General features: G+C 72.4%; 25 protein-coding genes and 1 tRNA gene. 10 read left to right on the forward strand and 16 right to left on the reverse strand.

From position 1 onward, the window contains the following. Positions 1 to 23 precede the first annotated feature (23 nt). A complete protein-coding gene (locus A6P39_RS32475) occupies positions 24 to 617 on the forward strand; it encodes a TetR/AcrR family transcriptional regulator (protein WP_067050708.1) in 594 nt (197 codons plus the stop codon). A 63-nt stretch (positions 618 to 680) separates the two neighbouring features. On the opposite strand, the gene A6P39_RS32480 is transcribed toward A6P39_RS32475, so the two are convergent. From A6P39_RS32480 to A6P39_RS32510, 7 genes are all read right to left on the reverse strand, one after another. Further along, a complete protein-coding gene (locus A6P39_RS32480; protein WP_067050670.1) occupies positions 681 to 1,895 on the reverse strand; it encodes an acyl-CoA dehydrogenase in 1,215 nt (404 codons plus the stop codon). A 7-nt stretch (positions 1,896 to 1,902) separates the two neighbouring features. Beyond that, entirely contained in the window at positions 1,903 to 2,934 is a 1,032-nt protein-coding gene (locus A6P39_RS32485; RefSeq protein WP_067050668.1) for a phosphotransferase family protein, read from the reverse strand. Between the two features lie 165 nt (positions 2,935 to 3,099). Then, positions 3,100 to 3,399 (reverse strand): hypothetical protein, encoded by a 300-nt coding sequence (locus tag A6P39_RS32490; RefSeq protein ID WP_067050666.1) that lies wholly within the window; start codon positions 3,397 to 3,399, stop codon positions 3,100 to 3,102. Positions 3,400 to 3,515: 116 nt separating this feature from the next. Further along, positions 3,516 to 3,839, reverse strand: a complete 324-nt coding sequence (locus A6P39_RS32495) for a DUF202 domain-containing protein (RefSeq protein ID WP_067050663.1) — start codon at positions 3,837 to 3,839, stop codon at positions 3,516 to 3,518. Next, the gene (locus A6P39_RS32500) at positions 3,827 to 4,219 is read right to left on the reverse strand and encodes a YidH family protein (protein ID WP_067050660.1); all 393 of its coding nucleotides are present in this window, start codon (positions 4,217 to 4,219) and stop codon (positions 3,827 to 3,829) included. Before A6P39_RS32500 ends, A6P39_RS32495 begins: the two co-directional genes overlap by 13 nt. A gap of 21 nt (positions 4,220 to 4,240) precedes the next feature. Continuing rightward, positions 4,241 to 4,756: an NUDIX domain-containing protein gene (locus tag A6P39_RS32505; RefSeq protein WP_067050656.1), complete on the reverse strand. Its 516-nt coding sequence runs from the start codon at positions 4,754 to 4,756 to the stop codon at positions 4,241 to 4,243. A gap of 21 nt (positions 4,757 to 4,777) precedes the next feature. After that, the gene (locus A6P39_RS32510) at positions 4,778 to 5,692 is read right to left on the reverse strand and encodes a DMT family transporter (protein WP_199840892.1); all 915 of its coding nucleotides are present in this window, start codon (positions 5,690 to 5,692) and stop codon (positions 4,778 to 4,780) included. Between the two features lie 324 nt (positions 5,693 to 6,016). Between A6P39_RS32510 and A6P39_RS32515 the strand changes: the two genes are divergently transcribed. The 3 genes from A6P39_RS32515 (at position 6,017) to A6P39_RS32525 (ending at position 8,462) form a co-directional block, all read left to right on the forward strand. After that, positions 6,017 to 7,018, forward strand: coding sequence for a hypothetical protein (locus A6P39_RS32515; RefSeq protein WP_067050653.1), 1,002 nt, complete (start codon positions 6,017 to 6,019; stop codon positions 7,016 to 7,018). 93 nt (positions 7,019 to 7,111) lie between these two features. Then, positions 7,112 to 7,852, forward strand: a complete 741-nt coding sequence (locus tag A6P39_RS32520; protein ID WP_067050650.1) for a molybdopterin-dependent oxidoreductase — start codon at positions 7,112 to 7,114, stop codon at positions 7,850 to 7,852. Beyond that, positions 7,836 to 8,462 (forward strand): cytochrome b/b6 domain-containing protein, encoded by a 627-nt coding sequence (locus A6P39_RS32525; protein WP_067050647.1) that lies wholly within the window; start codon positions 7,836 to 7,838, stop codon positions 8,460 to 8,462. The genes A6P39_RS32520 and A6P39_RS32525 overlap by 17 nt, the downstream gene beginning before the upstream one ends. Positions 8,463 to 8,468: 6 nt before the next feature. Here A6P39_RS32525 and A6P39_RS32530 read toward each other — a convergent pair whose 3' ends face one another. From A6P39_RS32530 to A6P39_RS32545, 4 genes are all read right to left on the reverse strand, one after another. Beyond that, positions 8,469 to 9,488: an L-idonate 5-dehydrogenase gene (locus A6P39_RS32530; RefSeq protein WP_067050644.1), complete on the reverse strand. Its 1,020-nt coding sequence runs from the start codon at positions 9,486 to 9,488 to the stop codon at positions 8,469 to 8,471. Between the two features lie 44 nt (positions 9,489 to 9,532). Further along, the gene (locus A6P39_RS32535; RefSeq protein ID WP_067050641.1) at positions 9,533 to 10,294 is read right to left on the reverse strand and encodes an SDR family oxidoreductase; all 762 of its coding nucleotides are present in this window, start codon (positions 10,292 to 10,294) and stop codon (positions 9,533 to 9,535) included. Positions 10,295 to 10,304: 10 nt separating this feature from the next. Further along, a complete protein-coding gene (locus tag A6P39_RS32540; protein ID WP_067050638.1) occupies positions 10,305 to 11,702 on the reverse strand; it encodes a GntP family permease in 1,398 nt (465 codons plus the stop codon). A gap of 75 nt (positions 11,703 to 11,777) precedes the next feature. Next, positions 11,778 to 12,296 (reverse strand): gluconokinase, encoded by a 519-nt coding sequence (locus A6P39_RS32545; protein ID WP_067050635.1) that lies wholly within the window; start codon positions 12,294 to 12,296, stop codon positions 11,778 to 11,780. Positions 12,297 to 12,436: 140 nt separating this feature from the next. Here A6P39_RS32545 and A6P39_RS32550 point away from each other — a divergent pair, with 140 nt between their 5' ends. Further along, positions 12,437 to 13,138, forward strand: a complete 702-nt coding sequence (locus A6P39_RS32550; protein ID WP_067050633.1) for a FadR/GntR family transcriptional regulator — start codon at positions 12,437 to 12,439, stop codon at positions 13,136 to 13,138. 5 nt (positions 13,139 to 13,143) lie between these two features. Here A6P39_RS32550 and A6P39_RS32555 read toward each other — a convergent pair whose 3' ends face one another. Continuing rightward, positions 13,144 to 13,518: a YchJ family protein gene (locus A6P39_RS32555; protein WP_067050630.1), complete on the reverse strand. Its 375-nt coding sequence runs from the start codon at positions 13,516 to 13,518 to the stop codon at positions 13,144 to 13,146. Between the two features lie 91 nt (positions 13,519 to 13,609). On the opposite strand from A6P39_RS32555, the gene A6P39_RS32560 reads away from it, so the two are divergent. Next, the gene (locus tag A6P39_RS32560; protein ID WP_067050627.1) at positions 13,610 to 13,921 is read left to right on the forward strand and encodes a dsRBD fold-containing protein; all 312 of its coding nucleotides are present in this window, start codon (positions 13,610 to 13,612) and stop codon (positions 13,919 to 13,921) included. Positions 13,922 to 13,973: 52 nt separating this feature from the next. Here the strand turns inward: A6P39_RS32560 and A6P39_RS32565 are convergent, their stop codons facing one another. The 3 genes from A6P39_RS32565 to A6P39_RS32575 form a co-directional block, all read right to left on the reverse strand. Further along, positions 13,974 to 15,314 carry a M1 family metallopeptidase gene (locus A6P39_RS32565; protein ID WP_067050624.1) on the reverse strand — a complete coding sequence of 447 codons (1,341 nt, stop codon included), beginning with the start codon at positions 15,312 to 15,314 and terminating at the stop codon, positions 13,974 to 13,976. A gap of 74 nt (positions 15,315 to 15,388) precedes the next feature. Continuing rightward, positions 15,389 to 19,249: a Pls/PosA family non-ribosomal peptide synthetase gene (locus A6P39_RS32570; protein WP_067050621.1), complete on the reverse strand. Its 3,861-nt coding sequence runs from the start codon at positions 19,247 to 19,249 to the stop codon at positions 15,389 to 15,391. A 273-nt stretch (positions 19,250 to 19,522) separates the two neighbouring features. Continuing rightward, a tRNA-Leu gene (locus tag A6P39_RS32575) sits at positions 19,523 to 19,610 on the reverse strand. Positions 19,611 to 19,824: 214 nt separating this feature from the next. Between A6P39_RS32575 and A6P39_RS32580 the strand changes: the two genes are divergently transcribed. The 3 genes from A6P39_RS32580 (at position 19,825) to A6P39_RS32590 (ending at position 22,491) form a co-directional block, all read left to right on the forward strand. Continuing rightward, the gene (locus A6P39_RS32580) at positions 19,825 to 21,150 is read left to right on the forward strand and encodes a M20/M25/M40 family metallo-hydrolase (RefSeq protein ID WP_067050618.1); all 1,326 of its coding nucleotides are present in this window, start codon (positions 19,825 to 19,827) and stop codon (positions 21,148 to 21,150) included. A gap of 148 nt (positions 21,151 to 21,298) precedes the next feature. Continuing rightward, positions 21,299 to 21,532 carry a chaplin ChpH gene (chpH, locus tag A6P39_RS32585; protein WP_067050615.1) on the forward strand — a complete coding sequence of 78 codons (234 nt, stop codon included), beginning with the start codon at positions 21,299 to 21,301 and terminating at the stop codon, positions 21,530 to 21,532. Between the two features lie 119 nt (positions 21,533 to 21,651). Continuing rightward, positions 21,652 to 22,491 (forward strand): chaplin, encoded by an 840-nt coding sequence (locus A6P39_RS32590; RefSeq protein WP_067050613.1) that lies wholly within the window; start codon positions 21,652 to 21,654, stop codon positions 22,489 to 22,491. 157 nt (positions 22,492 to 22,648) lie between these two features. Here the strand turns inward: A6P39_RS32590 and A6P39_RS32595 are convergent, their stop codons facing one another. Next, positions 22,649 to 22,837 (reverse strand): DUF5703 family protein, encoded by a 189-nt coding sequence (locus tag A6P39_RS32595; RefSeq protein WP_067050609.1) that lies wholly within the window; start codon positions 22,835 to 22,837, stop codon positions 22,649 to 22,651. Between the two features lie 47 nt (positions 22,838 to 22,884). Between A6P39_RS32595 and A6P39_RS32600 the strand changes: the two genes are divergently transcribed. Further along, entirely contained in the window at positions 22,885 to 23,622 is a 738-nt protein-coding gene (locus A6P39_RS32600; protein ID WP_067050607.1) for a hypothetical protein, read from the forward strand. Positions 23,623 to 23,641: the final 19 nt, after the last annotated feature.

The raw sequence follows: 23,641 nt of genomic DNA on the forward strand, positions 1-23,641 counted from the left end.
GCAAGGAAAGGCAGGTGGCGGCTGTGCCCAGAACGACGGACGGGGACGGCACCCCCGTCCCGCAGCGGCTGCTGGCCGCCGCCACCCGGCTCTTCGCGGAGCAGGGCTACGACCGCACCTCCGTGCAGGAGATCGTGGAGGCGGCAGGCGTCACCAAGGGGGCGCTGTACCACTACTTCGGCTCCAAGGACGACCTCCTGCACGAGGTGTACGCGCGCGTGCTGCGCCTCCAGATGGAGCGGCTCGACCACTTCGCCGACATGGACGCGCCGGTGGAGCAGCGGCTGAGGGGCGCCGCGGCGGACGTGGTGGTCACGACGATCGAGAACCTCGACGACGCGATGATCTTCTTCCGCTCGATGCACCACCTGAGCCCGGAGAAGAGCAAGCAGGTCCGTGCCGAGCGCCGGCGCTACCACGAGCGGTTCCGCGCGCTGATCGAGGAGGGCCAGAAGGAGGGCGTCTTCTCCACGGCGACCCCGGCCGACCTGGTCGTGGACTACCACTTCGGCTCGGTCCACCACCTGTCGACCTGGTACCGCCCGAACGGCCCGCTCACCCCGCAGCAGGTCGCCGACCACCTCGCCGACCTGCTGCTGCGGGCGCTGCGGCCGTAATGCCGTCCCGCTGTGCCGGGTGAGGGGCGCTCCCCCCGGGCGACCGCCCCTCACCCGTGTTCCTCACAGGTACTTCTTCAGCTCCCGCCGCGCCAGCGACCGCTGGTGGACCTCGTCCGGGCCGTCGGCGAGCATCAGGGTGCGGGCGCTCGCGTACAGCTCGGCCAGCGGGAAGTCCTGGCTCACCCCGCCCGCGCCGTGCAGCTGGATGGCCCGGTCGAGGATGCCGACCACCGCGCGCGGGGTGGCGATCTTGATGGCCTGGATCTCGGTGTGGGCGCCCTTGTTGCCGACGGTGTCCATCAGCCAGGCCGTCTTCAGCACCAGCAGCCGCAGCTGCTCGACGGTGACCCGGGCGTCCGCGATCCAGTTCTGGACGACTCCCTGCTGGGCCAGCGCCTTGCCGAACGCGGTACGCGAGACCGCCCGCCGGCACATCAGCTCGATCGCCCGCTCGGCCATGCCGATCAGCCGCATGCAGTGGTGGATCCGGCCGGGGCCGAGCCGGGCCTGGGCGATGGCGAAGCCGCCGCCCTCCTCGCCGATCAGGTTCGTGACCGGCACGCGCGCGTGGTCGAAGACGACCTCGGCGTGGCCGCCGTGCGAGTGGTCCTCGTAGCCGAAGACCTGCATCGCGCGCCTGACGGTCACGCCCGGGGTGTCGCGCGGGACCAGGACCATCGACTGCTGGCGGCGGATGTCGGCGCCGTCCGGGTCGGTCTTGCCCATCACGATGAAGATCTTGCAGTCCGGGTTCATCGCGCCGGAGATGTACCACTTGCGCCCGGTGATGACGTAGTCGTCGCCGTCGCGCTCGATGTGCGTGGTGATGTTGGTGGCGTCCGAGGAGGCCACCTCCGGCTCGGTCATCGCGAACGCCGAGCGGATCTCGCCGGCCAGCAGCGGCTCCAGCCACTGCTTCTTCTGCTGCTCGTTGCCGAACTGGGCCAGCACCTCCATGTTGCCCGTGTCGGGCGCGGCGCAGTTCGTCGCGGTGGGCGCGAGATGCGGGGAGCGCCCGGTGATCTCGGCGAGCGGCGCGTACTGGAGGTTGGTCAGCCCGGCGCCGTGCTCGGCGTCGGGGAGGAAGAGGTTCCACAGGCCCTGCCTGCGGGCCTCGGCCTTCAGCTCCCCGACCACGGCCGGGGTGTCCCAGGGCGAGGCAAGCGCGGCCCGCTGCTCCTCGGCCACCGCCTCGGCCGGGTAGACGTACTCGTCCATGAAGGCGAGCAGCTTGGCGCGCAGCTCCTCGGTGCGCGCGTCGAACGCGAAGTCCATCTCTGGATCAGCCTTCCTGAAGAGTGGTCAGCCCGTGGTCGATGAAGACGGGTACGAGGTCGCCGATCCGGTCGAAGCCGCGTCCGACCGTCTGGCCGAGCGTGTACCGGAAGTGGATGCCCTCCAGGATCACGGCGAGCTTGAACCAGGCGAACGCCGTGTACCAGGAGACGGCGGACACGTCGCGTCCCGAGCGCGCGGCGTACCGCTCGATCAGCTCCTGCGGTGAGGGGTGTCCGACGGCCGTGGCGGTCGTGGAGATGGGGGAGTCGGGCAGCTCCAGCGGCCGGCTGTACATCACCAGCAGGCCCAGGTCCGTGAGCGGGTCGCCGAGGGTGGACATCTCCCAGTCGAGGATCGCCTTGATCCGGTCGTCCTCGCCGATCAGGACGTTGTCCAGCCGGTAGTCGCCGTGGACGACGGTGGGTGCGGGGGAGTGCGGCAGCTCCCGCCCCAGGGCCGCGTGCAGCTCGTCGATGCCGGCCAGTTCGCGGTTGCGGGAGGCGTCCAGCTGCTTGCCCCAGCGGCGCAGCTGCCGGTCCAGGAAGCCCTCGGGGCGGCCGAAGTCGGCGAGGCCCACCTCGGCGGGGTCCACCGCGTGCAGCTCTACCAGCGTGTCGACCAGGGACAGCACCGCGCCCCGGGTGCGTTCGGCGCCGAGCGGGGCGAGCTGGTCCGCGGTGCGGTACGGGGTGCCCTCGACGAACTCCATGACGTAGAACGGCGCCCCGAGCACCGCCTCGCCCTCGGGGTTCTCACACAGCAACACGGGGCGCGGGACCGGCACCCGGGTCGGGTGCAGGGCGCTGATCACGCGGTGCTCGCGCTTCATGTCGTGCGCGGTGGCCAGCACATGGCCGAGCGGGGGCCGCCGGACGACCCACTTCGAGGTGCCGTCCGAGACCGCGTAGGTGAGGTTCGACCGTCCGCCCTCGATCAGCCGGCCGGTCAGAGGGCCGCTCACGAGACCGGGGCGCTCTCGGTCGAGCAGGGCGCGCAGCCGGTCCAGGTCGAGTCCGGGCGGGTGGTCGGCGCTCATACATCACTCCTACGAACGGGTGAACAGGACCCATTCATGATGCCGACCGGTCGGTATGTCGTCCAGTGGGTGCGCCCAACATCAGGCCGAACGTGACCTGAGCCACGATATGCCGACGGCCCCCCGGCGCGCTGCCCGGGGAGCCGTCGGCCTTGTTCCGCTGGGTCAGTGATCGTCCCAGTGGCCCTCGTGCTCGGCGTGCCGGTGTCCGTCGTGCAGGTAGTCGACGTGGTCGCCGTGACGCACCTGCGCGTGTCCGCACTCGTCGTGGTGCACGTGCTCATGGCCCGCGTGCGGGGTGTGCCCGGCCGGTTCGCACTCGTCCCAGTGGCCCTCGTGCTCGCGGTGCAGGTGGCCGTCGTGCGCGTAGTCCAGGTGGTCGCCGTGCCGCACGGCGTTGTGCCCGCAGCCCGGACCGTGGCGGTGCGTGCCGTGATCGGTGTGTTCCTGGTGAAGGGTGGTCATGGTGCTCACCTTCGGGGGCGGGGTCTCGCATTCAGGGGCGGGTTTCCAACGACGCACAGGCTACGCGCGATTCACACATATCCCGGAATATCGGTCGCGTGGCGACGAAGGGCGAGCTAGACGACCAGGAGCGCGGCGCACACCGCCAGGCCGACCGCGTACAGCACCGCCGCCGTCGCGTGCCGCGGTGCGAGCGCGGGCGGCCGGGAACCGGTCGTGAGGGCGCGGATCCGGTGGTGCGCCACGCCCAGGAAGCCCAGGAAGAGCATGCAGCACAGGCCGCAGACGGCGATGCCGGGCGCCGAGGCACCGCCGTGCAGGGCGGTCTTGACGGCGAGTACGGCGGCCACGGCGGCCGAGAGGGTCGTACGACGCCAGGCCAGCCGGGTGCGCTCCGGCTGCAGCCCCGGGTCGCGCCCGGGCGTGCTCACCCCGCCCATCCGAGCAGCACCACGACGATCATCGCCACCGCCACCACGGCGACGACCAGGCTCAGCACCGCGGGGAACCGGGAGGCGGGCAGGTCCTCGCCGCGCCGGATCGCCCGCTCGCAGCGCACCCAGTGGTTCACGGCGCGCAGGGAGCACAGCACACCGGCCACGAGCAGGGCGAGCGCGAGCCCCACCCGCCAGGCCCAGCGCAGGTCCGGCAGGAACTGGTCCACCGCGAATCCGCCGCCGATCAGCGCGAGCGCCGTCCGCAGCCAGGCGAGAAAGGTGCGCTCGTTGGCCAGCGAGAACCGGTAGTCGGGCGTGTCGCCCTCCTCCCGCACCCGCTCCGGTGCGAACCACAGCTGGACGTTGCGCACGAATTCGCTCACGCCGCCGACCCTACCGGCGTCTCACCTGCCGGAACGGAACGCCCTCAGCCTCTCGTAGGCCGCCAGCCCGTCCGGCACCCACTCCCACTCGCGCAGCCGCCGCTCGACCTCCTCCTCGGCCAGGAAGCCGTGCCACTGCACCTCCTCCGCCTGGGGCCGTACGGGCAGTTCGCAGCGGACCTCGTACACCGCCGACCACCAGCTGTTCCCGGCCCCGTCTTCGTACAGGAACTTGAAGAGGAACGAGGGGCGGGGCAGCCCGGTCACACCCAGCTCCTCCTCGGCCTCCCGCAGCGCCGCCTCGTCGTAGGACTCGCCGGCCCCGACGACCCCGCCGACGAAGGTGTCGTACAGGGAGGGGAAGACCAGCTTGGTGGCGGTGCGCCGGTGCACGAAGAGCCGGCCGGCCGCGTCCCGGGCCTCGACAAATACACAGCGGTGGCGCAGACCCCGGGCGTACGCCTCGCCGCGCGGAGCCCGGCCGATGACCCGGTCGTTCTCGTCGACGATGTCGAGGATCTCCTCAGCAGGGTTCATGCCCCCATCCAAGCAGGGGGCTCAGCGGCGCTCGAGATCCCGTGCCGAGGGCTCCGTCTCCGCCGTTCCGCACGGCAGCGCCGGGTGCAGCCCGAGCAGCACGATGCCCGCGACCACGGCCGCGAGTCCCGCCGCCTCCCAGGCCAGCGCCCCGGTGTCGGTACGCAGCCGGTCCCCGAGGAAGCCCACCCCGCACAGGATCCCGGCCAGCGGCTCGGCCGCGGTGAGCGCGGGCAGCGACATGCGCAGCGGGGCCGTCTCGAACGCGCTCTGCACCAGGACCAGGCCGGTGACCCCGCACACCAGCACGCCGTAGGGCTGCCAGCCGGTGAACAGCTCCGTGAGGCCGCCCGCGGAGAAACGGGTACCGCTGACCCGGGTCAGCGCGTCCTGCACGCCGTACAGCAGCCCGGCCGCGGTGGCCAGCAGCACCGGGCCCCAGCTCAGCCGGGAGCGTTTGCCGTACGTCGTGAGCACCAGGGCCGCGCCGACCATCGCGCCGATGATCAGCCAGTGCCGCAGCGGATCGGTGACGACGTGGCCGGCGCGCGGCTCGCCCGCCGTGATGAACGCGCTCACCCCGCCCGCGAGCAGCAGCAGACCCGCCCAGCCCTGCCGGCCCAGGGGCTGCTTCGTCTGGCACCGGGAAAGGGCGAGCGCGAACAGCAGGTTGGTCGCCAGCAGCGGTTCGACGAGGGAGATGTCGCCCTTGCCGAGGGCGATTGCGCCCAGCACCATGCCGGTCACCATCAGCGCGAGCCCGCCCAGCCAGCGCGGCACCCGCATCAGGTCCAGTAGCAGCCGGAAGGACAGGAAGTCGCCGAGCGGTGCCTTCTGTGCGGCGTTCTGCTGGAGCACGAACCCGAAGCCCAGGCAGCAGGCCGCACTCACGGCGAGAAGGAGAACCAGAACGGACACGCTGCGTACCTCGATCATCCGGGGGGGGGACCACGGGCGTGTAATGGCCGACTGTAGCGCCCCCGGAACGGCATTGACCCGGAAGAACCCGCAACCGGGCGTCGGCGGGCGCTCGGCCCGCCATGCTGCGTGGCTTCGCCGTCCCGCGCCATGGCGTACGCCACAGCGGCCGGCCGGGTATCGCGTCCACGGCCGGGCCCACCTGCAAGGGAGAGGCTCAAGTTCCGCTTGTGGAACGCTAGTTGAAGCCAGTAACACCAGCGTTCCGCTTGACGCAAACCTTGGCTGGGGGTTTGCTGTGCGTGATCGGTCGATGGCAGCCCGAGAAACAGGAAGTCCGCGGTGCCCCCACTCCCCCCTCTGCTCGGCACCGGCCGGGCCCTGACGGACCAGTCCGGCGACACCGCCCCGGACGACTCCGCCGCGGACGGCCCGGGCGCCTACGACGCCGCCCTGGACGACGCCGAACTGCGCACCGCACGCGCCGCGTTGGCCCAGGGCCGCCGGCAGGCCGCCCGCTCCCTGCTGCTGCACACCGGCGACGACTGGGACCGCCGGGGCCACCGCCTCACCGTGCTCGCCCAGGAGCCGTACGCCGTCGCCTGGGCCCGGGAGTGGCTGCTCGCCGAGCCCGGCTCCGCCGACGCCGGCGTGCTCTTCGCCCTCGCCCAGGTCCACCGTGCCCTGCGCGGCAAGGAGGACCCCGACCGGGCCCGCGAGGCCTGCGCCGCGGCCGCCGCGCTCGCCCCCGCCGACCCCACTGCCTGGCTCGGCCTGCTGCAGCTCGCCCGCACCCTCGGTCCGGAGCGCGAACTGCTCGCCGTCTTCGCCGAGCTGCGCCGCCGCCACCCCGAACACCACCACGGCCACCATCTGCTCCTCGCCCGGCTCGCCGAACGGCCCGCAGGCGGCCGGGGCGCCGAGACCCACGAGGTGTACGACCTCGCCGAGCTGGCCGCAGCCACGGCCCCGGCCGACTCCCCGCTCGCCGTCCTGCCGCTCGTCGCGTACGCCGAGCGCTACCGGGTCCTCGCCGCCACCGGCCTGGCCCCCGCCGACCCGGCCGCCTCCGGGCACTGGTCCGGCCCCCGCGCCCGCCGGATCCTCAGGGCCTGCTTCGACTGGTGGCTGGAGTGGGAGCACGACGAACACCCCCGCCGCCACATCGACCTCAACCACCTGGCGTTCGCGCTGTCCGGCGCCGGCCGCCACGCCGAGGCGGCGGCCCTGTTCCGGCGCATCGGCGCCCACGCCACCGAGGCGCCCTGGTCCTACGCGCACCGCGACCCGCGCGCCTGCTTCCGCGAGGCCCGCGCCCGCGCACTGAACGGCACGGCGGGCTGAGCCGTAAGACTCGTACGTAAGAAGTGATTACGGAAGTCTGACCAGTGACCCCATTGTCTGGCTCCACACAGCCCCGAGTGCTCGAATGAATACGTGAACTCTGAACAATCCGAGGAGCGGGGCGGCGAGCCGGGCGGCAGGCCCATCGGCCGCCGCGTCCTCCTCGGCACCCTCGGCCTGGGCGCGCTCGGCGTGGTCGCCGCGCCCACGCTGCAACGCGGCCTGGAGGGCTTCCTCGGCAGCGTCGCCGGCAACGACCCCACCGGCCTGACCGGCCTGCTGCCCAACGGCGGCGGCTTCCGCTACTACTCCGTCGCCGCGTCGGTGCCGCACAAGAACGCCGCGGACTACCAGCTGAAGATCGACGGCCTCGTCGACCACCCGCGCACCTACACCCTGGACGACCTGCGCGCCCTGCCGCAGACCCGGCTGGTCAAGGACGTCCAGTGCGTCACCGGCTGGCGGGTGCCCGGCACCCCCTTCGAGGGCGTCCGCCTCTCCCGGCTGCTGGACACGGCAGGGGTGCACGGGACGGCGAAGGCGATCCGCTTCACGTGCTTCGACGGCACCTACACCGAGAGCCTCACCCTCGACCAGGCACGCCGCCCGGACATCCTGGTCGCGCTGCGCATGCAGGACAAGGACATCGGACACGACCACGGCGGCCCGGTCCGCCTCTACGTCGCCCCCATGTACTTCTACAAGTCCGCCAAGTGGCTCTCCGGCATCACGGTCACCGACCGCGTCGAGCCCGGCTACTGGGAGCACCTCGGCTACGACGTCGACGCCTGGGTCGGCAAGTCGAACGGACGGACCGATGACCCTACAAGCTGACACACCGGCCCCGGCCGCCGCCCGGCTCCGCCGTTTCAGCCGGGCCGAACGCTGGGTGCACCGTACGACGGCCGTGCTGATGGGCGTGTGCGTGGTGACGGCCGCGATCCTCTACATCCCGCAGCTGGCGATCCTGGTCGGCCGCCGGGAACTGGTCGTCCGGGTCCACGAGTGCGCGGGCCTCGCCCTGCCGGTGCCGGTCCTGCTGGGCCTCGCCTCCCGTGCCTTCCGGGCCGACCTGCGCTTCCTCAACCGCTTCGGGCCGCACGACCGGATCTGGCTGCGCGCGGCGCTGGTCCGCGACAAGCGCCGCTCCTCGCGTCCGGCCGGCAAGTTCAACGCCGGCCAGAAGGTCTACGCCGCCTGGATCGCCGGCGCCACGCTGGTCATGCTCGGCACCGGTCTGCTGATGTGGTTCACCCACCTCGCCCCGCTGATGTGGCGCACCTCGGCGACCTTCGTCCACGACTGGCTGGCCCTGACGATCGGCGTGGTCCTGGCGGGCCACATCGGCATGGCCCTGGGCGACCCGGAGGCGAGAAGGGGCCTGCGCACCGGGACGGTGAACGAGGACTGGGCGAAGCGGGAGCACCCGCTCTGGCGTCCCTGACACCGGTCAGAACTCCAGCAGCACCTTGCAGGACCGCTCCCGGTCGGCGGCCAGCGCGAACGCGTCCCCCGCCGCCCGCACCGGAACCACCCCACTGACGAGCCCGTCGAACTTCCCCTCGGCCGCCAGCAGCCGAAGCGCGTCGTCGAACTCGGCATCGAAGCGGAACGCGCCCCGCAGCTCGATCTCCCGGCTCACCAGCAGGTTCCCGGCGAACGGGCTCGGCCCCGGCGGCAGCATCCCGAGCTGGACGACCACACCCGCGCGCCGTACGTGCCGCAGGCAGGTGTCGAGCCCGGCCGCGGCGCCCGACGCCTCGACGGCCACGTCGACCTCGTCCGGCCGGCCGGCATCCTCCGGATCGTCGGCCCGTACGAGCGTGTCGGCGCCGGCGACGGCCGCGTACCCGAGCGCCTGGGGCACCAGGTCGGTCACCGTCACCCGTGCCGCGCCGGCCGCCTTCGCCGCCGCGACCACCAGGCACCCGATCGGCCCGGCCCCGGTCACCAGCACATGCCGGCCGGAGACGTCCCCGGCCCGCCGCACCGCGTGCAGCGCCACCGACAACGGCTCGGCGAGCGCGGCCCGGCGCAGCCCGAGCCCGTCCGGAAGCTCCCTCAACTGCCCGACGGGTACGGCAACTTGGGCCGCGAATGCGCCCTGTACGTGCGGAAAGCGGGCCGCGCTGCCCAGATACCGCACGTCCCGGCACACGTTCGCCCGCCCGTCCGCGCACTCCGGGCAGCGCCCGCAGGGCGTGGCGGGGTGCACGGCCACCGCCGTGCCCGGTGCGGGACCGGTGGCCCCGGCGCCGTAGGACACCACCGTGCCCACCACCTCGTGCCCGGGCACCATCGGCTCGCGGAGCCGGAAGTCCCCGACCCCGCCGTGCCGCCAGTAGTGCAGATCGGAGCCGCAGATGCCGCCGTAGCGGACGGCGACCAGGGCCTCGCCGGGCCCGGGGACGGGCACCGCAAGCTCCGCGACCCGCAGGTCGCCCGCGCCGTGAAGCACACAACCCAGCATTGCCGCAGCCCCTTTCCACAAGGACGACAAGGACGCTCGTCTTCCTAAAGGACGCTCGTCATGCCGCCGTCGACGTAGAGGATCTGCCCGCTCACGAAGTCGGCCGCGGGCGAAGCGAGGAAGAGCACGCCGCCCACCAGGTCCTCGGTGCGGCCCCAGCGGCCGGCCGGGGTGCGCCGGCGCACCCAGGCGCTGAACTCCTCGTCCTCGACGAGGGGCTTGGTCAGCTCGGTCTCGATGTAGCCCGGTCCGAGCCCGTTGACCTGGACACCGTACGGTCCCCAGTCCGCGCACATGCCCTTGGTGAGCATCTTCAGCGCGCCCTTGGCCGCCGCGTAGGGCGCGATGCCGGGCCGGACGACCTCGCTCTGCAGCGAGCAGATGTTGATGATCTTGCCGTGGCCGCGCCCGGTCATCCGGCGGGCCGCCTCCCGGCCGACCAGGAAGGCGCTGGTGAGGTTGGTGTCCAGGATCCGGTGCCAGCCGGCGTCCGTGAACTCCAGCAGCGGGGCGCGCAGTTGCATGCCCGCGTTGTTCACCAGGATGTCGAGCGGGCCCACCCGCTCCTCGACGTCCGCGATCCCGGCGGCCACCGAGGCCGCGTCGGTCACGTCGAAGACCGCCGTGCGGATCCGGTCCCCGGGCAGGTGGGCCGCCGCCTCGTCCAGCCGGCCGCCGTCACGTCCGTTGAGGACCACCGTGCACCCGGCCTCGGCCAGGCCCCGGGCCAGCGCGAGGCCGATGCCCCGGCTCGAGCCCGTGACCAGGGCCGTACGGCCGCCGATGTCGAAGAGCGGGTGACTCATCGCGGTGTCCCTAGATGATCAGTGAGAGGAGCAGGACCAGTCCGCCGCCGACCACCGAGAGGATCGTCTCCATCGCCGACCAGGTCTTGATGGTCTGCCCGACGTCCAGCCCGAAGTACTCCTTCACCAGCCAGAAGCCGGCGTCGTTGACATGACTGAAGAAGAGCGAGCCGGCGCCGATGGCGAGGACCAGCAGGGCGGTGTGGGTGGTCGACATGGTCGCCGCGAGCGGCGCGGCCAGACCGGCCGCCGAGACCGTCGCCACCGTCGCCGAGCCCGTGGCCAGCCGGATCACGACCGCGATCAGCCAGCCCAGCAGCAGCGCCGGGATCGACCAGTTCTTGGAGATGTCCAGGATCATCTGGCCCACACCGGAGTCGATCAGCGTCTGCTTGAAGCCACCGCCCGCGCCGACGATCAGCAGGATGCCGGCGATCGGCATCAGGCCCTTCTCGACCGTCTGCTGGAGCCGCTCCTTGCTGAACCCGGCGGGCCGGCCCAGCGTGAAGAAGCCGACGATCACGGCCGCGAGCAGCGCGATCAGCGGGGAGCCGACGACGTCGAAGACGCGCTGCGTCCTGTTCGCCGGGTCGTCGACGACGATGTCCACCAGCGCCTTGGCCAGCATCAGCACCACCGGCAGCAGCACGGTGGCGAGCGTCGCGCCGAAGCCGGGGCGGCGCTCCAGCTGCTCCGAGGCGCGCTGCGGCAGCATCCGGTCGGGCGCCTGGACGTCCACCCAGCGGGCCGCGACCCTGGAGAACAGCGGACCGGCGATGATCACCGTCGGGATCGCGACCACGATGCCGAGCGCCAGGGTCACACCCAGGTTGGCCTTGACCGCGTCGATCGCGACCAGCGGGCCGGGGTGCGGCGGGATCAGGCCGTGCATCACGGACAGACCGGCGAGGGCCGGGATGCCGATGCGCATCAGGGAGTAGTTGCCGCGCTTGGCGACCATCAGCACGACCGGGATCAGCAGCACGATGCCGACCTCGAAGAACAGCGGCAGGCCGATCACGGAGGCGATGAGCACCATCGCCCAGGGCATCGCGCGCCCGCCGGCCTTGGCGAGGATCGTGTCGACGATCTGGTCGGCGCCGCCGGAGTCGGCGAGCAGCTTGCCCAGGATCGCCCCGAGCGCGATCAGGACGCCGACGCCGGCCACCGTGGAGCCGAGTCCGGTGGTGAAGCTGGTGATCGTCTTGTCGAGCGGTGCCCCGGCGGCCGCCCCGAGCGCCAGCGACCCGATGGTCAGCGCCAGGAAGGCATGGAGCTTGAACTTGGTGATGAGCAGGACGATCACGGCTATGCCCACCAGGACGGCGATGCCCAGCTGGGCGTGTCCGGCGGAGGTGATCGGCGGAGGCGTGTCCGCTGCCAGCATCTCGACGCTGAGTCTGGTCACGGGGGTTCCCTTGCGGTTACGGGGGACTTTTCGGGGGTGTCCCGCGGGGAGCGGGGTGTACGCGGATGCGGCTGCTCAGGCGGATGCGGCGGGAAGCGCGGCCAGCGCCTGGACGGCGCGTTCGGTGATCTCCTCGGGGCTGCCGCTGACGTCGACGGCGACTCCCGCCTCGTCCGGCTCCAGGGGCTGGAGCGTCGCGAACTGGGAGTCCAGCAGGGCGGTCGGCATGAAGTGGCCCTGCCGGTGGCCCATCCGGTCCTCGATCAGCTTCCGGTCGCCCGTGAGGTGCACGAACACGACCCCGGGAGCCGCGGCCCTGAGCCGGTCGCGGTACGACCGCTTCAACGCCGAGCTGCTGACCACCCCGCCCAGCCCGGCCCGCCCGTGCGCCCAGTGCCCGATGGCGTCCAGCCACGGCCACCGGTCGGTGTCGTCCAGCGGGGTCCCGGCCGACATCTTGGCGATGTTGGCCGGCGGGTGGAAGTCGTCGCCCTCGGCGTACGGGACGCCCAGCCGCGCGGCGAGCAAGGGACCGATGGTGGTCTTGCCCGTCCCCGCGACGCCCATCACGACGACGACCTGGGGGGTACGCATTACTGCCTCGCTGTCTTCCTCGACATCCGACGCCACATCGGCGTCGCCACACTGAAACCCATTAGGTCCGACGAATTCAAGAGTCTGTGACGTATAAGTCTGACTTTTTCAGCGGGTGATCCACGCCGTACGCTGAGTGCATGAGCACACCGGGCCGGGGGCTGCACGGCCATGTACTGGACACCCTCGGCCCCGCGATCACCGCGGGCGAGTACCCGCCGGGCAGCGTCCTGCGCACGGACGAACTCGCCCAGCACTTCGAGGTGTCACGCTCCGTGATGCGCGAGGCGGTCCGCGTGCTCGAATCCATGCACCTGGTCGAGTCCCGCCGCCGGGTCGGCGTGATCGTCCGCCAGAAGTCCGAGTGGAACGTCTACGACCCGCAGGTCATCCGCTGGCGCCTCGCGGGCGCCGACCGCCCGCACCAGCTGCGCTCGCTGACCGTGCTGCGCTCCGCGGTCGAACCCGTCGCCGCGGGCCTCGCCGCGCGGCACGCGACGGCCGGGCAGTGCGCCGAACTCACCGAGTGCGCGCTCGGCATGGTGGCCAACTCACGCGGCCACCAGCTCGAGGGGTACCTGATACATGACATGGCCTTCCACCGCGTCATCCTGACCGCCTCGGGCAACGAGATGTTCGCCCGCCTCGGCGACGTCGTCGCCGAGGTCCTGGCCGGCCGCACCCACCACGAGGTCATGTTCGAGGACCCCGACCCGGCGGCGGTCACCCTGCACGTCCAGGTCGCCGAGGCGGTGCGCGCGGGCGACGCGGCCCGCGCCGAGGAACTGACCCGGCAGATCACCGTGGGCGCCCTCCAGGAACTGGACATCCTGGCGCCCTGACCGGATCAGTCCAGGAACTCCCCGTCCACGTACACCCAGGCCCCGTCCACCCGCTCGAACCGGCTGCGCTCGTGCAGCGAACCGCCCCGGTAGGAGGCGCGGAACGTCACCGTGCCCGTGGCGTGGAAGGCGGACCCGTCGGTGCTGTCCAGGATCTCCAGCCCCGTCCACCGCATCCGCGGATCGAGGTCCAGCCGCCCCGGCCGGGTCCGTGGATGCCAGGTGCGCAGCAGATACCCGGCGTCCCCCGTCACGAACGCGCTGTACCGCGAGCGCATCAGCAACTCGGCACTCGGCGCGGTGGCCGCTCCGGCGTGGAAGCGGCCGCAGCAGGCGTCGTACGGCCGGGGGAGCCCACAGGGACAGGTGCGCGAGGTCATGCCCCACATTCTGCCCGGCCGAGGAGAGGCGCCCGCCCCTGGCCGGGTGCACAGTGGAAAGGAAGTCCGGTACCGGGAGGCGAGAGGGACGATGACCGATCCCATGCGCGGCCGTCCTCCGGCCGTCAAGGAGTGGCGGCTGAACCTGTATCTGTCCGAGCACGACCCGGACACCACGGCCCGGATCGTGCTGGACACCGGTGACAACGTGATGGAGAGCCGCGCCGAGGCCCGCCGCAACCCGTACGACCCCGACGTCCCGGAGATCGGCGACGAACTGGCCGCCGGGCGGGCACTCATCGCCATGGGAAGGATCCTGCTGCGCGCCGCCGACGGGGACATGAAGGCGGTGGGGGCGGTCGACCTGGAGGACCCTTCGCCGCTGTGGCTGGACCGGGAGTGAGACCCGCCGCTCCCGCTCGCGCAGGAAAGTGACGACAGGACCTAGGTGTGACCTAGGTGTGCTGTCCCGGGACGACCGGCAGCGGCGGCAGCTTCGCCCCGTACACCCATGCCTCGAACAGTCCGGCCGGTGACTCGTCCGCGAACCTGGTCACGTGTTCGACGAACGCCGCCGTCGTCACCGACCCGCCCCGGTGCTGGCGCACCCAGCCGCGCAGCATGCGGAAGAACGCGTCGTCGCCGAGCGCGCAGCGCAGCGCGTGCAGGGTCAGCCCGCCCCGCTCGTAGAGCCGGTCGTCGAACATCGACCGGCGCCCCGGATCGGCCAGCCGCAGATCCTGCGGCTGCCCGGCCAGCAACCGGTGGGCCGCGGCGGCCAGTTGCTGGGCGCTGCGACCGCCCGAACGCTCGGACCACAGCCACTCCGCGTACTTGGCGAAGCCCTCGTTCAGCCAGATGTGCCGCCAGTCGGCGATGGACACGCAGTTGCCGAACCACTGGTGCGCCAGCTCGTGCGCCACCAGCCGCTCCGAACCCCGGTTGCCGTCCACGTGGTTGGAGCCGAACAGCGACAACCCCTGTGCCTCGACCGGCACATCGAGTTCCTCCTCCGTCACCGCGACCGCGTACTCCTCGAACGGGTACGGCCCGAACAGCTCCTGGAACAGCTCCATCATCGCGGGCTGGCGCGCGAAGTCCCGGGAGAACGCGGGCAGCAGATGGGCCGGGATGTGGCCGTGCTGCGGCACCCCGCCCGGCCCCGGATCGCCCAGCAGCACCGTCTGCAGCTTGCCGATCGCGAGTCCGACGAGATAGCTGGACGTGGGCGCGGACTGCTCGTACACCCAGGTGGTCGTGGACGCCTTCGTCGTCCGGGTCAGCAGCCGCCCGCCCGAGACCACGGCGTACGCCGACGGCGTGGTGACCTGGATCAGGTACGACGCCTTGTCGGCGGGCCGGTCGTTGCACGGGTACCAGGACGGCGCCCCGGTCGGCTGGCTCGCCACCAGCGCCCCGTCCGCCAGCTCCTCCCAGCCGATCCCGCCCCAGGGGCTGGTCACCGGCTTGGGATTGCCGGACCAGTGCACCTCCACGGTGAAGGCGGCCCCGGCGCGCAGCGGCTTCGCCGGCTTCACCCGCAGCCTCCCGCCCCGGTGCGTGTAGTGCGGCTGTCGGCCGTCCACCCGGATCCGGCCGATCCTGAAGCCGGCCAGGTTCAGCTGGAACTCGGCCAGCGGCGCCCGGCCCGCGATGGCGTTGATCCGGGCGGTGCCGGCCAGCCGGTTGGGGCCCGGCCGGTAGTCCAGCGTGAGTTCGTAGCGATGCACCCGGTACCGGGGATCGCCGTTGTCCGGGAAGTACGGGTCCGGGCCGGCCGACTGCTGAACTGCCACTGCTGTGTCTGCTCCCTGCGCTGTGCCACCACCGCGTGCCGGTCCACCGCCCACCGGTTCCGAAGGGGGTGCGCTCACGGGCGCCATGCCTCGATCGGGTTGCCGAGCCAGCGGGTGTCGTCCGGAACGGACTCCGCGGCCATGACGAGCGACGCGGGACCCAGTGTCGTACGGGCCCCGACCGTGCTGCCGGGCAGCACGATCCCGCCAGGCCCCAGGGTGGCGCCCGCACGGAGAACCACAGTATCCGTCCGCAAGATCCGGTCATGGAAGAGGTGGGTCTGCAGCACACAGCCGCGGTTCACGGTGGCGCCGTCCTCCAGCGTCACCAGGTCCGTCTCCGGCAGCCAGTAGCTCTCCACCCACACGCCCCTGCCGATGCGCGCGCCGAGTCCGCGCAGCCAGGCCGTCATCACCGGCGTGCCCGGTACGGACCCGGCCAGCCACGGCACGGCCAGCACCTCGACGAAGGTGTCGGCCAGCTCGTTGCGCCACACGAACGCGCTCCACAGCGGATGCTCCCCGGCCCGGTGCCGCCCCACGAGCAGCCACTTCGCGACGACCGAGACCAGCCCCGCGACGACACCCGCCACCAGCAGCACCGGACCCGACAGCGCCCAGGCCCACGGGCCCAGCGCACACAGCGCCGACACCGTCGCCGCGGCCAGCGCCGCCGAGCACAGCACCGGAACGATCCGGCACAGCTCCACCAGCCCGCGCGCCCACAGCAGCCGGGCCGGCGGGTCGTAGGTACGGCTCTGGTCCGCGTCGGCGGCGCTGCGCGGCAGCTTCACCGGGGGCAGCCCCAGGTACGAGGTGCCCTTCTTCGCCTTCTTGGGCGTCGCCGACAGCACACCGACCAGACCGCCGTCCGGCACCCGCCGCCCCGGCGCGGTCATTCCGGAGTTCCCGAGGAAGGCCCGGCGCCCGATCTGCGCGCGTCCGATCCGCATCCAGCCGCCGCCCAGCTCGTACGGCGCGGTCAGCGTGTCGTCCGCGAGGAACGCCCCGTCGCCGACGGTGGTCAGGCTCGGCAGCGCCAGCACGGTCGACACCTCGGCACCCCGCCCGATCCGCATCCCCAGCAGCCGCAGCCACACCGGTGTGACCAGCCCGGCGTACAGCGGGAACAGCGTCTCGCGGGAGCGGTCCATCAGCTGCGTCACGGCCCACGCCTGCCAGCCCACCCGGCTGTGCGTCGGATGCGTGCCCTCGCGCAGCCCGAGGCTCAGCACGCGTACGGCGACGAGGATCAGCAGCGCGTACGCCAGCCCGTAGGCCAGCGTGGCCGGGACCAGCGCGAGCGCGGCCCCGCGCAGGGCACCGGCCGCGAAGGCGCCGGGCGCCACGAAGAGCCGGGCGACCAGCAGCGCGGCCACGCCCGCGACCAGCGGCAGCGCGCTCAGCGCATGACCGGTGACGCCGTACATCACCCGCCAGTACGTGCCCCGCTGCGGGCGTTCCTGCGGCCAGTTGCGCTTGGCCTTGCCCAGCTTGACCGCGGGCGCGCCCGCCCACCGCTGACCGGTCGGTATCTGCCCGCTGACCGCCGAGCCGGGGGCCACCTCGGCCCGCTTGCCGACCCGGGCGCCCGGGAAGAGCATGCTGCGGGTGCCGACGGTGGCGTGCGCGCCGACCTTGACCGGGCCGACCACCAGCCGGTCGCCGTCCAGCCAGTACCCCGACAGATCGACCTCGGACTCCACGGCCGCGCCCCGGCCCAGTTTGAGCATGCCGGTGACCGGCGGCAGCGAGTGCAGATCGACCTCGGGCCCGACCTTGGCGCCCAGCGCGCGGGCGTACCGCTCCAGCCAGGAGCCCGTCAGGGTGGTGGCCCCGCTGAACTCGGCCAGCCGCTCGGCGGTCCACAGCCGCAGATGCAGGCCGCCACCGCGCGGATACCGCCCTGGTTCCAGGCCCCGCAGCAGCAGCCGCGCCCCGCCCGCCGCGATGGCGATCCGGCCGGGCGGGGTGAAGAGCAGCAGGCCACCGACGGCGATGAGCCACCAGGGCGCGGTCGGCAGCCAGGCGTACCCGGTCAGCAGATTCCCGACGGCGGCCAGCACCAGCGTCCAGCGCAGCCCGAGCACCGTGAACAGCGGGAGGAGCAGCAGCAGCTGCAGCGCCTGGGCACGCACCGGCACCGGCGCCACCGTGCGGGCCTTGCCGTCGTCCTGCGCCGAGTCCTCCAGCCGCCGGGCCAGCTTGCGCAGGACGGGCTGCTGGTAGATGTCGAGGACGGCGGCACTCGGGTAGCGGGTGCGCAGCCGGGTGGTGAGCTGGGCGGCGGCCAGACTGCCGCCGCCGATCGCGAAGAAGTCGTCGAAGGCGCTGGTCACCGGGATGCCGAGGACCGCGGCCCACTGCTCGGCCAGCCAGGCCTCGGTGCCGTACAGGCCGGCCTTGGGCGTCTCGACGCCCTCCAGCGGCCACGGCAGGGCGCCCCGGTCCACCTTCCCGGACGTCCGGGTCGGCAGCTCGGCGACGGGCGCGAGCAACGGCACCAGCGCGGCCGGCAGCTCGGCGCGCAGCTTCTCCACGGCGGCCGCGTGGTCCCAGCCGTCCTGGGTGACGACATAGCCGACGAGCAGCTGATTGCCGCTGCGGGCGGTGCGCACGGCGGCCGCGGCCCCCGCCACCTGGGGCAGCGCCTGCAGCGCGGCGTCCACCTCGCCCAGCTCGATCCGCCGCCCGCCGAGCTTGATCTGCTCGTCGGCCCGGCCCAGGAAGACCAGCCCTTCCGGCTCGGCCCTGACCAGGTCACCACTGCGATAGGCCCGCTCCCAGCCGAGGGATTCCAGGGGCGCGTACTTCTCCGCGTCCTTCTCGGCGTCGAGATACCGCGCGAGCCCGACCCCGCCGATCACCAGCTGCCCGCTGCCGCCCATGGCCACGGGCTCACCGGCCTCGTCGACGACGGCCAGCTCCCAGCCGTTCAGCGGCAGCCCGATCCGTATGGGCTCCTCGCCGGTGAGCAGCGACGCGCAGGCCACGACGGTCGCCTCGGTCGGCCCGTAGGTGTTCCACACCTCGCGCCCCTCGGTGACCAGCCGCTGCGCCAGCTCGGGCGGGCAGGCCTCGCCGCCGAAGATCAGCAGCCGTACGTCGTTGAGCGTCCCGGGCTCCCACAGCGCCGCCAGCGTCGGCACCGTGGACACGACCGTGATCTCCTGCTCGACCAGCCACGGTCCCAGATCGGCACCGCTCCTGACCTGCGACCGAGGCACCGGCACCAGACAGGCGCCGTACCGCCAGGCCAGCCACATCTCCTCGCAGGAGGCGTCGAAGGCGACCGACAGCCCCGCCATGACCCGGTCTCCGGGCCCGATCGGCTCCTCGGTGAGGAAGAGGGCGGCCTCCGCGTCCACGAAGGCGGCGGCGCTGCGGTGCGTGACGGCGACGCCCTTGGGCTTCCCGGTGGACCCGGAGGTGAAGATGATCCACGCGTCCTGCCCGGTGCCGGGCCGCGCGGCGGGAGAGCCCCCGTCGCCCTGGACGTCGATGGCGTGCCCGGCCCCGACGACGGCCCGCACCGCCGCCTCCCCGAACACCAGCTCGGCCCGCTCGTCCGGGTCCTCGGCGTCGACGGGGACGTACGCGGCACCGGCGGCGAGCACCGCGAGAATCGCGATGTACAGCTCGTTCGTCCCGGACGGGACCCGCACCCCGACCCGGTCCCCGAGCCCGACCATGTGCCTGGCGAGCCGCAGCCGCAGCCGCTCCACCTCGACGGCCAGCTCGCGATAGGTGAGACACGTCGTACCGTCGTCCAGGGCGGGCTCGTCCGGATGGGACCGCACGGTCGCCTCGAAGACGTCGACCAGGGTGCGCGGAGAGGCGGCGGCCCCCGCCGAGAAGCGCGCCCGGTCGCCGAACTGCGTGCGGATCTCTTCGTCGAGCAGGCCGAGAGCGCTGCTCTCGTCTATGGCTGCCATCGGGTCCTCACGTCGGTCCGGCTGAAGTCACAAGCCGGAAATTTTAGTACGACGCTAGGCTCCGGCTCTTCGTCCGGCCACTCGGCAGGGCCTCGACGGCGGCTGCGGGAGAGCCGGCCCGAGACCGCTGAGCTGCCGCTCTTCCCGCGGTACGAGACATGCCCCACACACCGCCAAGGAGCGGACAACCAGGGGCAGTTCGCGGGAAGCGGGGCCGGGAGCGGGCCGCTGCGGGAGAACGCGGAAGGCCCCTGCGTGAGCAGGGGCCTTCGCTGGTGTCCGAGGGGGGACTTGAACCCCCACGCCCGATAAAGGGCACTAGCACCTCAAGCTAGCGCGTCTGCCATTCCGCCACCCGGACAAGGTGTCTGTCGTGCGCGGGATCCCTTTCGGCGGGGTTTCCCTCGCGGCGACGAAGGAAACATTACCAGGCTTTCGGGGGTGTCTGATCACCCCGCCTCCGCGGCAGGCCGGGCGTGAACGGCGTGTGACGGGCCGGGACCGGCCTTGGGCCGTGGGCGGGGGAGAGGGAGGATGAGGAGGACCACCAGCAGCTGCACCGCGGGAGGAAGCACGTGAGCGAGACGGACACGGCCAGGAGCGTCACCGGCGAGGACGAGGTCGTGGACCTCTGCCGCGAGCTGATCCGGTTCGACACCAGCAACTACGGCGACCACTCCGGCCCCGGCGAGCGCCAGGCCGCCGAGTGGGTCGCGGAGAAGCTCGCCGAGGTCGGGCTGGAGCCGGAGATCTACGAGTCGCATCCGGGCCGCGCCTCGACGGTGGCCCGCATCGAGGGGGAGGACCCCTCCCGGCCCGCGCTGCTGATCCACGGCCACCTGGACGTCGTACCGGCCAACGCCGGCGACTGGACGCACCACCCGTTCTCCGGCGAGGTCGCCGACGGGTGCGTATGGGGGCGCGGGGCCGTCGACATGAAGGACATGGACGCGATGACCCTCGCGGTCGTGCGCGACCGGCTCCGCAGCGGCCGGCGGCCCCCGCGGGACATCGTGGTCGCCTTCCTCGCCGACGAGGAGGCGGGTGGCACCTACGGCGCCCGCCACCTGGTCGACAACCACCCCGGCCTCTTCGAGGGCGTCACCGAGGCGATCAGCGAGGTCGGCGGCTTCTCGTTCACCGTGAACGAGCAGCGGCGGCTCTATCTGATCCAGACGGCCGAGAAGGGCATGCACTGGATGAAGCTGACCGTGGCCGGTACCGCCGGGCACGGCTCGATGATCCACCGGGACAACGCCATCACCGAGCTGTCCGAGGCCGTGGCCCGGGTCGGCCGGCACAAGTTCCCGGTGCGGGTCACCAAGACCACCCGGGCCTTCCTGGACGAGCTGGGCGACGCGCTCGGCACCGAGCTGGACCCGGAGGACATGCAGTCCACCCTCGCGAGGCTCGGCGGCATCGCCAAGCTGATCGGCGCGACCCTCAGCAACACGGCCAACCCCACCCAGCTGAACGCCGGCTACAAGGTCAACGTCATCCCGGGCGAGGCCACCGCGCACATCGACGGACGGTTCCTGCCGGGCTACGAGGAGGAGTTCCTCGGCGACCTCGACCGGCTGCTCGGACCGAACGTCCGCCGCGAGGACGTGCACGCCGACAAGGCCGTCGAGACCGGCTTCGACGGGGCGCTGGTGGAGGCCATGCAGTCGGCGCTGCTGGCCGAGGACCCCACCGCCAAGGCGATCCCGTACATGCTCTCCGGCGGCACCGACGCCAAGTCCTTCGACCACCTCGGCATCCGCGGCTTCGGCTTCGCCCCGCTGAAGCTGCCGCCGGAGCTGGACTTCGCGGGCATGTTCCACGGCGTGGACGAGCGGGTGCCGGTGGACGGCCTGCAGTTCGGCGTGCGGGTGCTGGACCGGTTCATCGACGCGTCGTGAGGCCCTGCCCCGGAGTAATCGGGCGCGCGTACGAGCCCGACTGAGAAGGGTGAATGCGACCATAAGCTCGTAGCTCCATTACTCCCTCCTCGTTACAGCTGACGTGATCCCCGCGCCTTGGGATCGCATTGCCAACTAGGAGGAAGTAATGATCAAGAAGGTCGTCGCTGCTGCGGCTGCCACCGGTGGGCTGGTTCTCGCGGGCGCGGGCCTGGCTGTCGCCGATTCCGGTGCTCAGGGTGCCGCCGTGCACTCCCCGGGTGTCATCTCCGGCAACGTCGTCCAGGTGCCCGTACACGTCCCGGTGAACGTGTGCGGCAACACGATCAACGTGATCGGGCTCCTGAACCCCGCCTTCGGCAACACCTGCATCAACAAGTGACGCAGTCTCCCTGAGGGGCGTGCGTGACAGCCGTCGGCCCCGGAGTGCGCCCTACGCGCTCCGGGGCCGACCGGCCTTTCAGAGAGATCCGAGAGAAGCGAAGGCAGGGGGGAATCAGCATGCGACACAGCACACGCAAGGGCCTGATGACGATGGCCGCCGCGACCGGTGTGATCGCCGCCGCGAGCGGCTACGCCCACGCGGACTCCGGCGCCATGGGCGCCGCGGCCGGCTCACCCGGCGTACTGTCCGGCAACGTGGTGCAGGCGCCGGTGCACGCGCCGGTGAACATCTGCGGCAACACCGTGAACGTCGTCGGACTGCTCAACCCGTCGATGGGCAACAAGTGCGCCAACGGCGGCGGGACTTCGGGGGGCCACGGCGGCTCCGGGAGTTCCGGGGGCTCACACGCGGGCGGCCACACCAGCGGCTCGCCCGGCGTCGGCTCCGGCAACACCGTGCAGGTGCCGGTCGACGTCCCGGTGAACGTCTGCGGCAACAGCGTGAACGTCATCGGCGCGGGGAACGCCGCCATGGGCAACGACTGTGCCAACGGCGGCGGCGATCAGCACGGCAACCCGCCGGGTCAGCCAGGGCACCCCGGTCAGCCAGGGCACCCCGGTCACCCGGGCCATCCCGGACACCCGGGTCACCCCGGTCACCCAGGGCACCCCGGTCACCCGGGCCATCCCGGTCACCCGGGCCACCCGGGGCACCCGGGAGGTCCGACGACCCCGCCCGGTCAGGGGGGCCACACGCCTCACGGGCCCCAGGGATCACACGGGTCCCACGGGGCCTCGCAGGTCGCACAGCAGGGCGGGCGTGGCGACCAGCTCCCGGCCGCGGCCCAGCTCGCGCACACCGGCAGCGATGTGCCGCTCGGCCTCGCGCTGCCGGTCGCCGCGGGCGCGCTGCTCGCGGGCGCGGTGCTCTACCGCAAGGCGCGGGCCGCGGCCTAGGCGCGTCCCGGGCGGCAACACCGGCTGCGGACAAGGCCGTACGGCACTGTGGGTCGTACGGCGGCGGTGAACCGTGCGGCTCGCCGAGCCGCCCGGTGCGGAAAACGGAGCGGGCCCTGCCATGCCGGCGGGGCCCGCTCCGTTCATGTGCCCGGCCTCACCACGTGGCCCGCACCTGGCGGATGATCCGTCGGCGCAACCGCACCTTGCGGCTGCCGTCGCGCATCAGGCTCAGTCGGTCCAACTCCCAGTGTCCGTACTCGGCATGGTCCGTCAGAAGACGTGTGGCCTCCTTGCGGGAGACCCCGCGAGGCACGTACACGTCGACAAATTCGTATTCCGGCATCGCATCTATTGTGCGGTCTGGGGCCCGGTACGGATAGCGTCTGCACTATGTCTGATGCTGCGCAGCCCACCGCTGCCGAGGTACGTGCCGCCGCCGAGGCGGTCAAGACCGCGCTCGACCGTCATCTGGCGGCGGTCGAACGCAGGTCGGGGGAGGACGACCCGGCCGTCTCCGAGGCGTTCAACCAGCTGGCCGCGGCCGCCGAGGTGTACGACGAGCTGCTCTACGACCGCTACGACGAGGTCACGCCCTTCGAGATCCCCGGTACGGACGAGCTGCCGCCGTACGCGGGCCCCGAGGAGCCCAACGCGATCAGCGTGCTGATCCGCCGCGACTACGCCGTCGCGGAACCCCAGCGGCTGCTCGCCCAGGCCCAGCGGGTCGAGGCGGCGGACTACGAGGAGGCCGCCGGCACGGCCGAGGGCGCCGCCGGCACGGTCCCCGGGGCGCTCGGCGTTCTCTTCGGCGAGTTCGAACCGGACGAGATCGCCTCCCGGCACAAGGAGTTCGGCCTGGAGGAGGGCGACTCCACGCTCTGGGTCACCGCGGCCGAGGAGCCCCTGGAGGCCGGGGAGTGGCTCGAGGCGCCGTTCGAGCACATCGACCAGCAAGGGGTGGTGTGCCGGTTCGACGTGAGCGCGGTCTTCGACGACGAGGACGACACCGACGAGGACGACGAAGACCTCGAGTTCGTGGAGGAGGACGAGGAGGACGAGGACGACGGGGTGGAGGGAGCCGACGACGTCGACGAGGTCGACGGGGTCGGGGTCGACGCCGAGCGGTGAGGCCGGCCGCGGTGCCGTG

The organism is Streptomyces sp. FXJ1.172 (assembly GCF_001636945.3).
Taxonomy (GTDB): domain Bacteria; phylum Actinomycetota; class Actinomycetes; order Streptomycetales; family Streptomycetaceae; genus Streptomyces.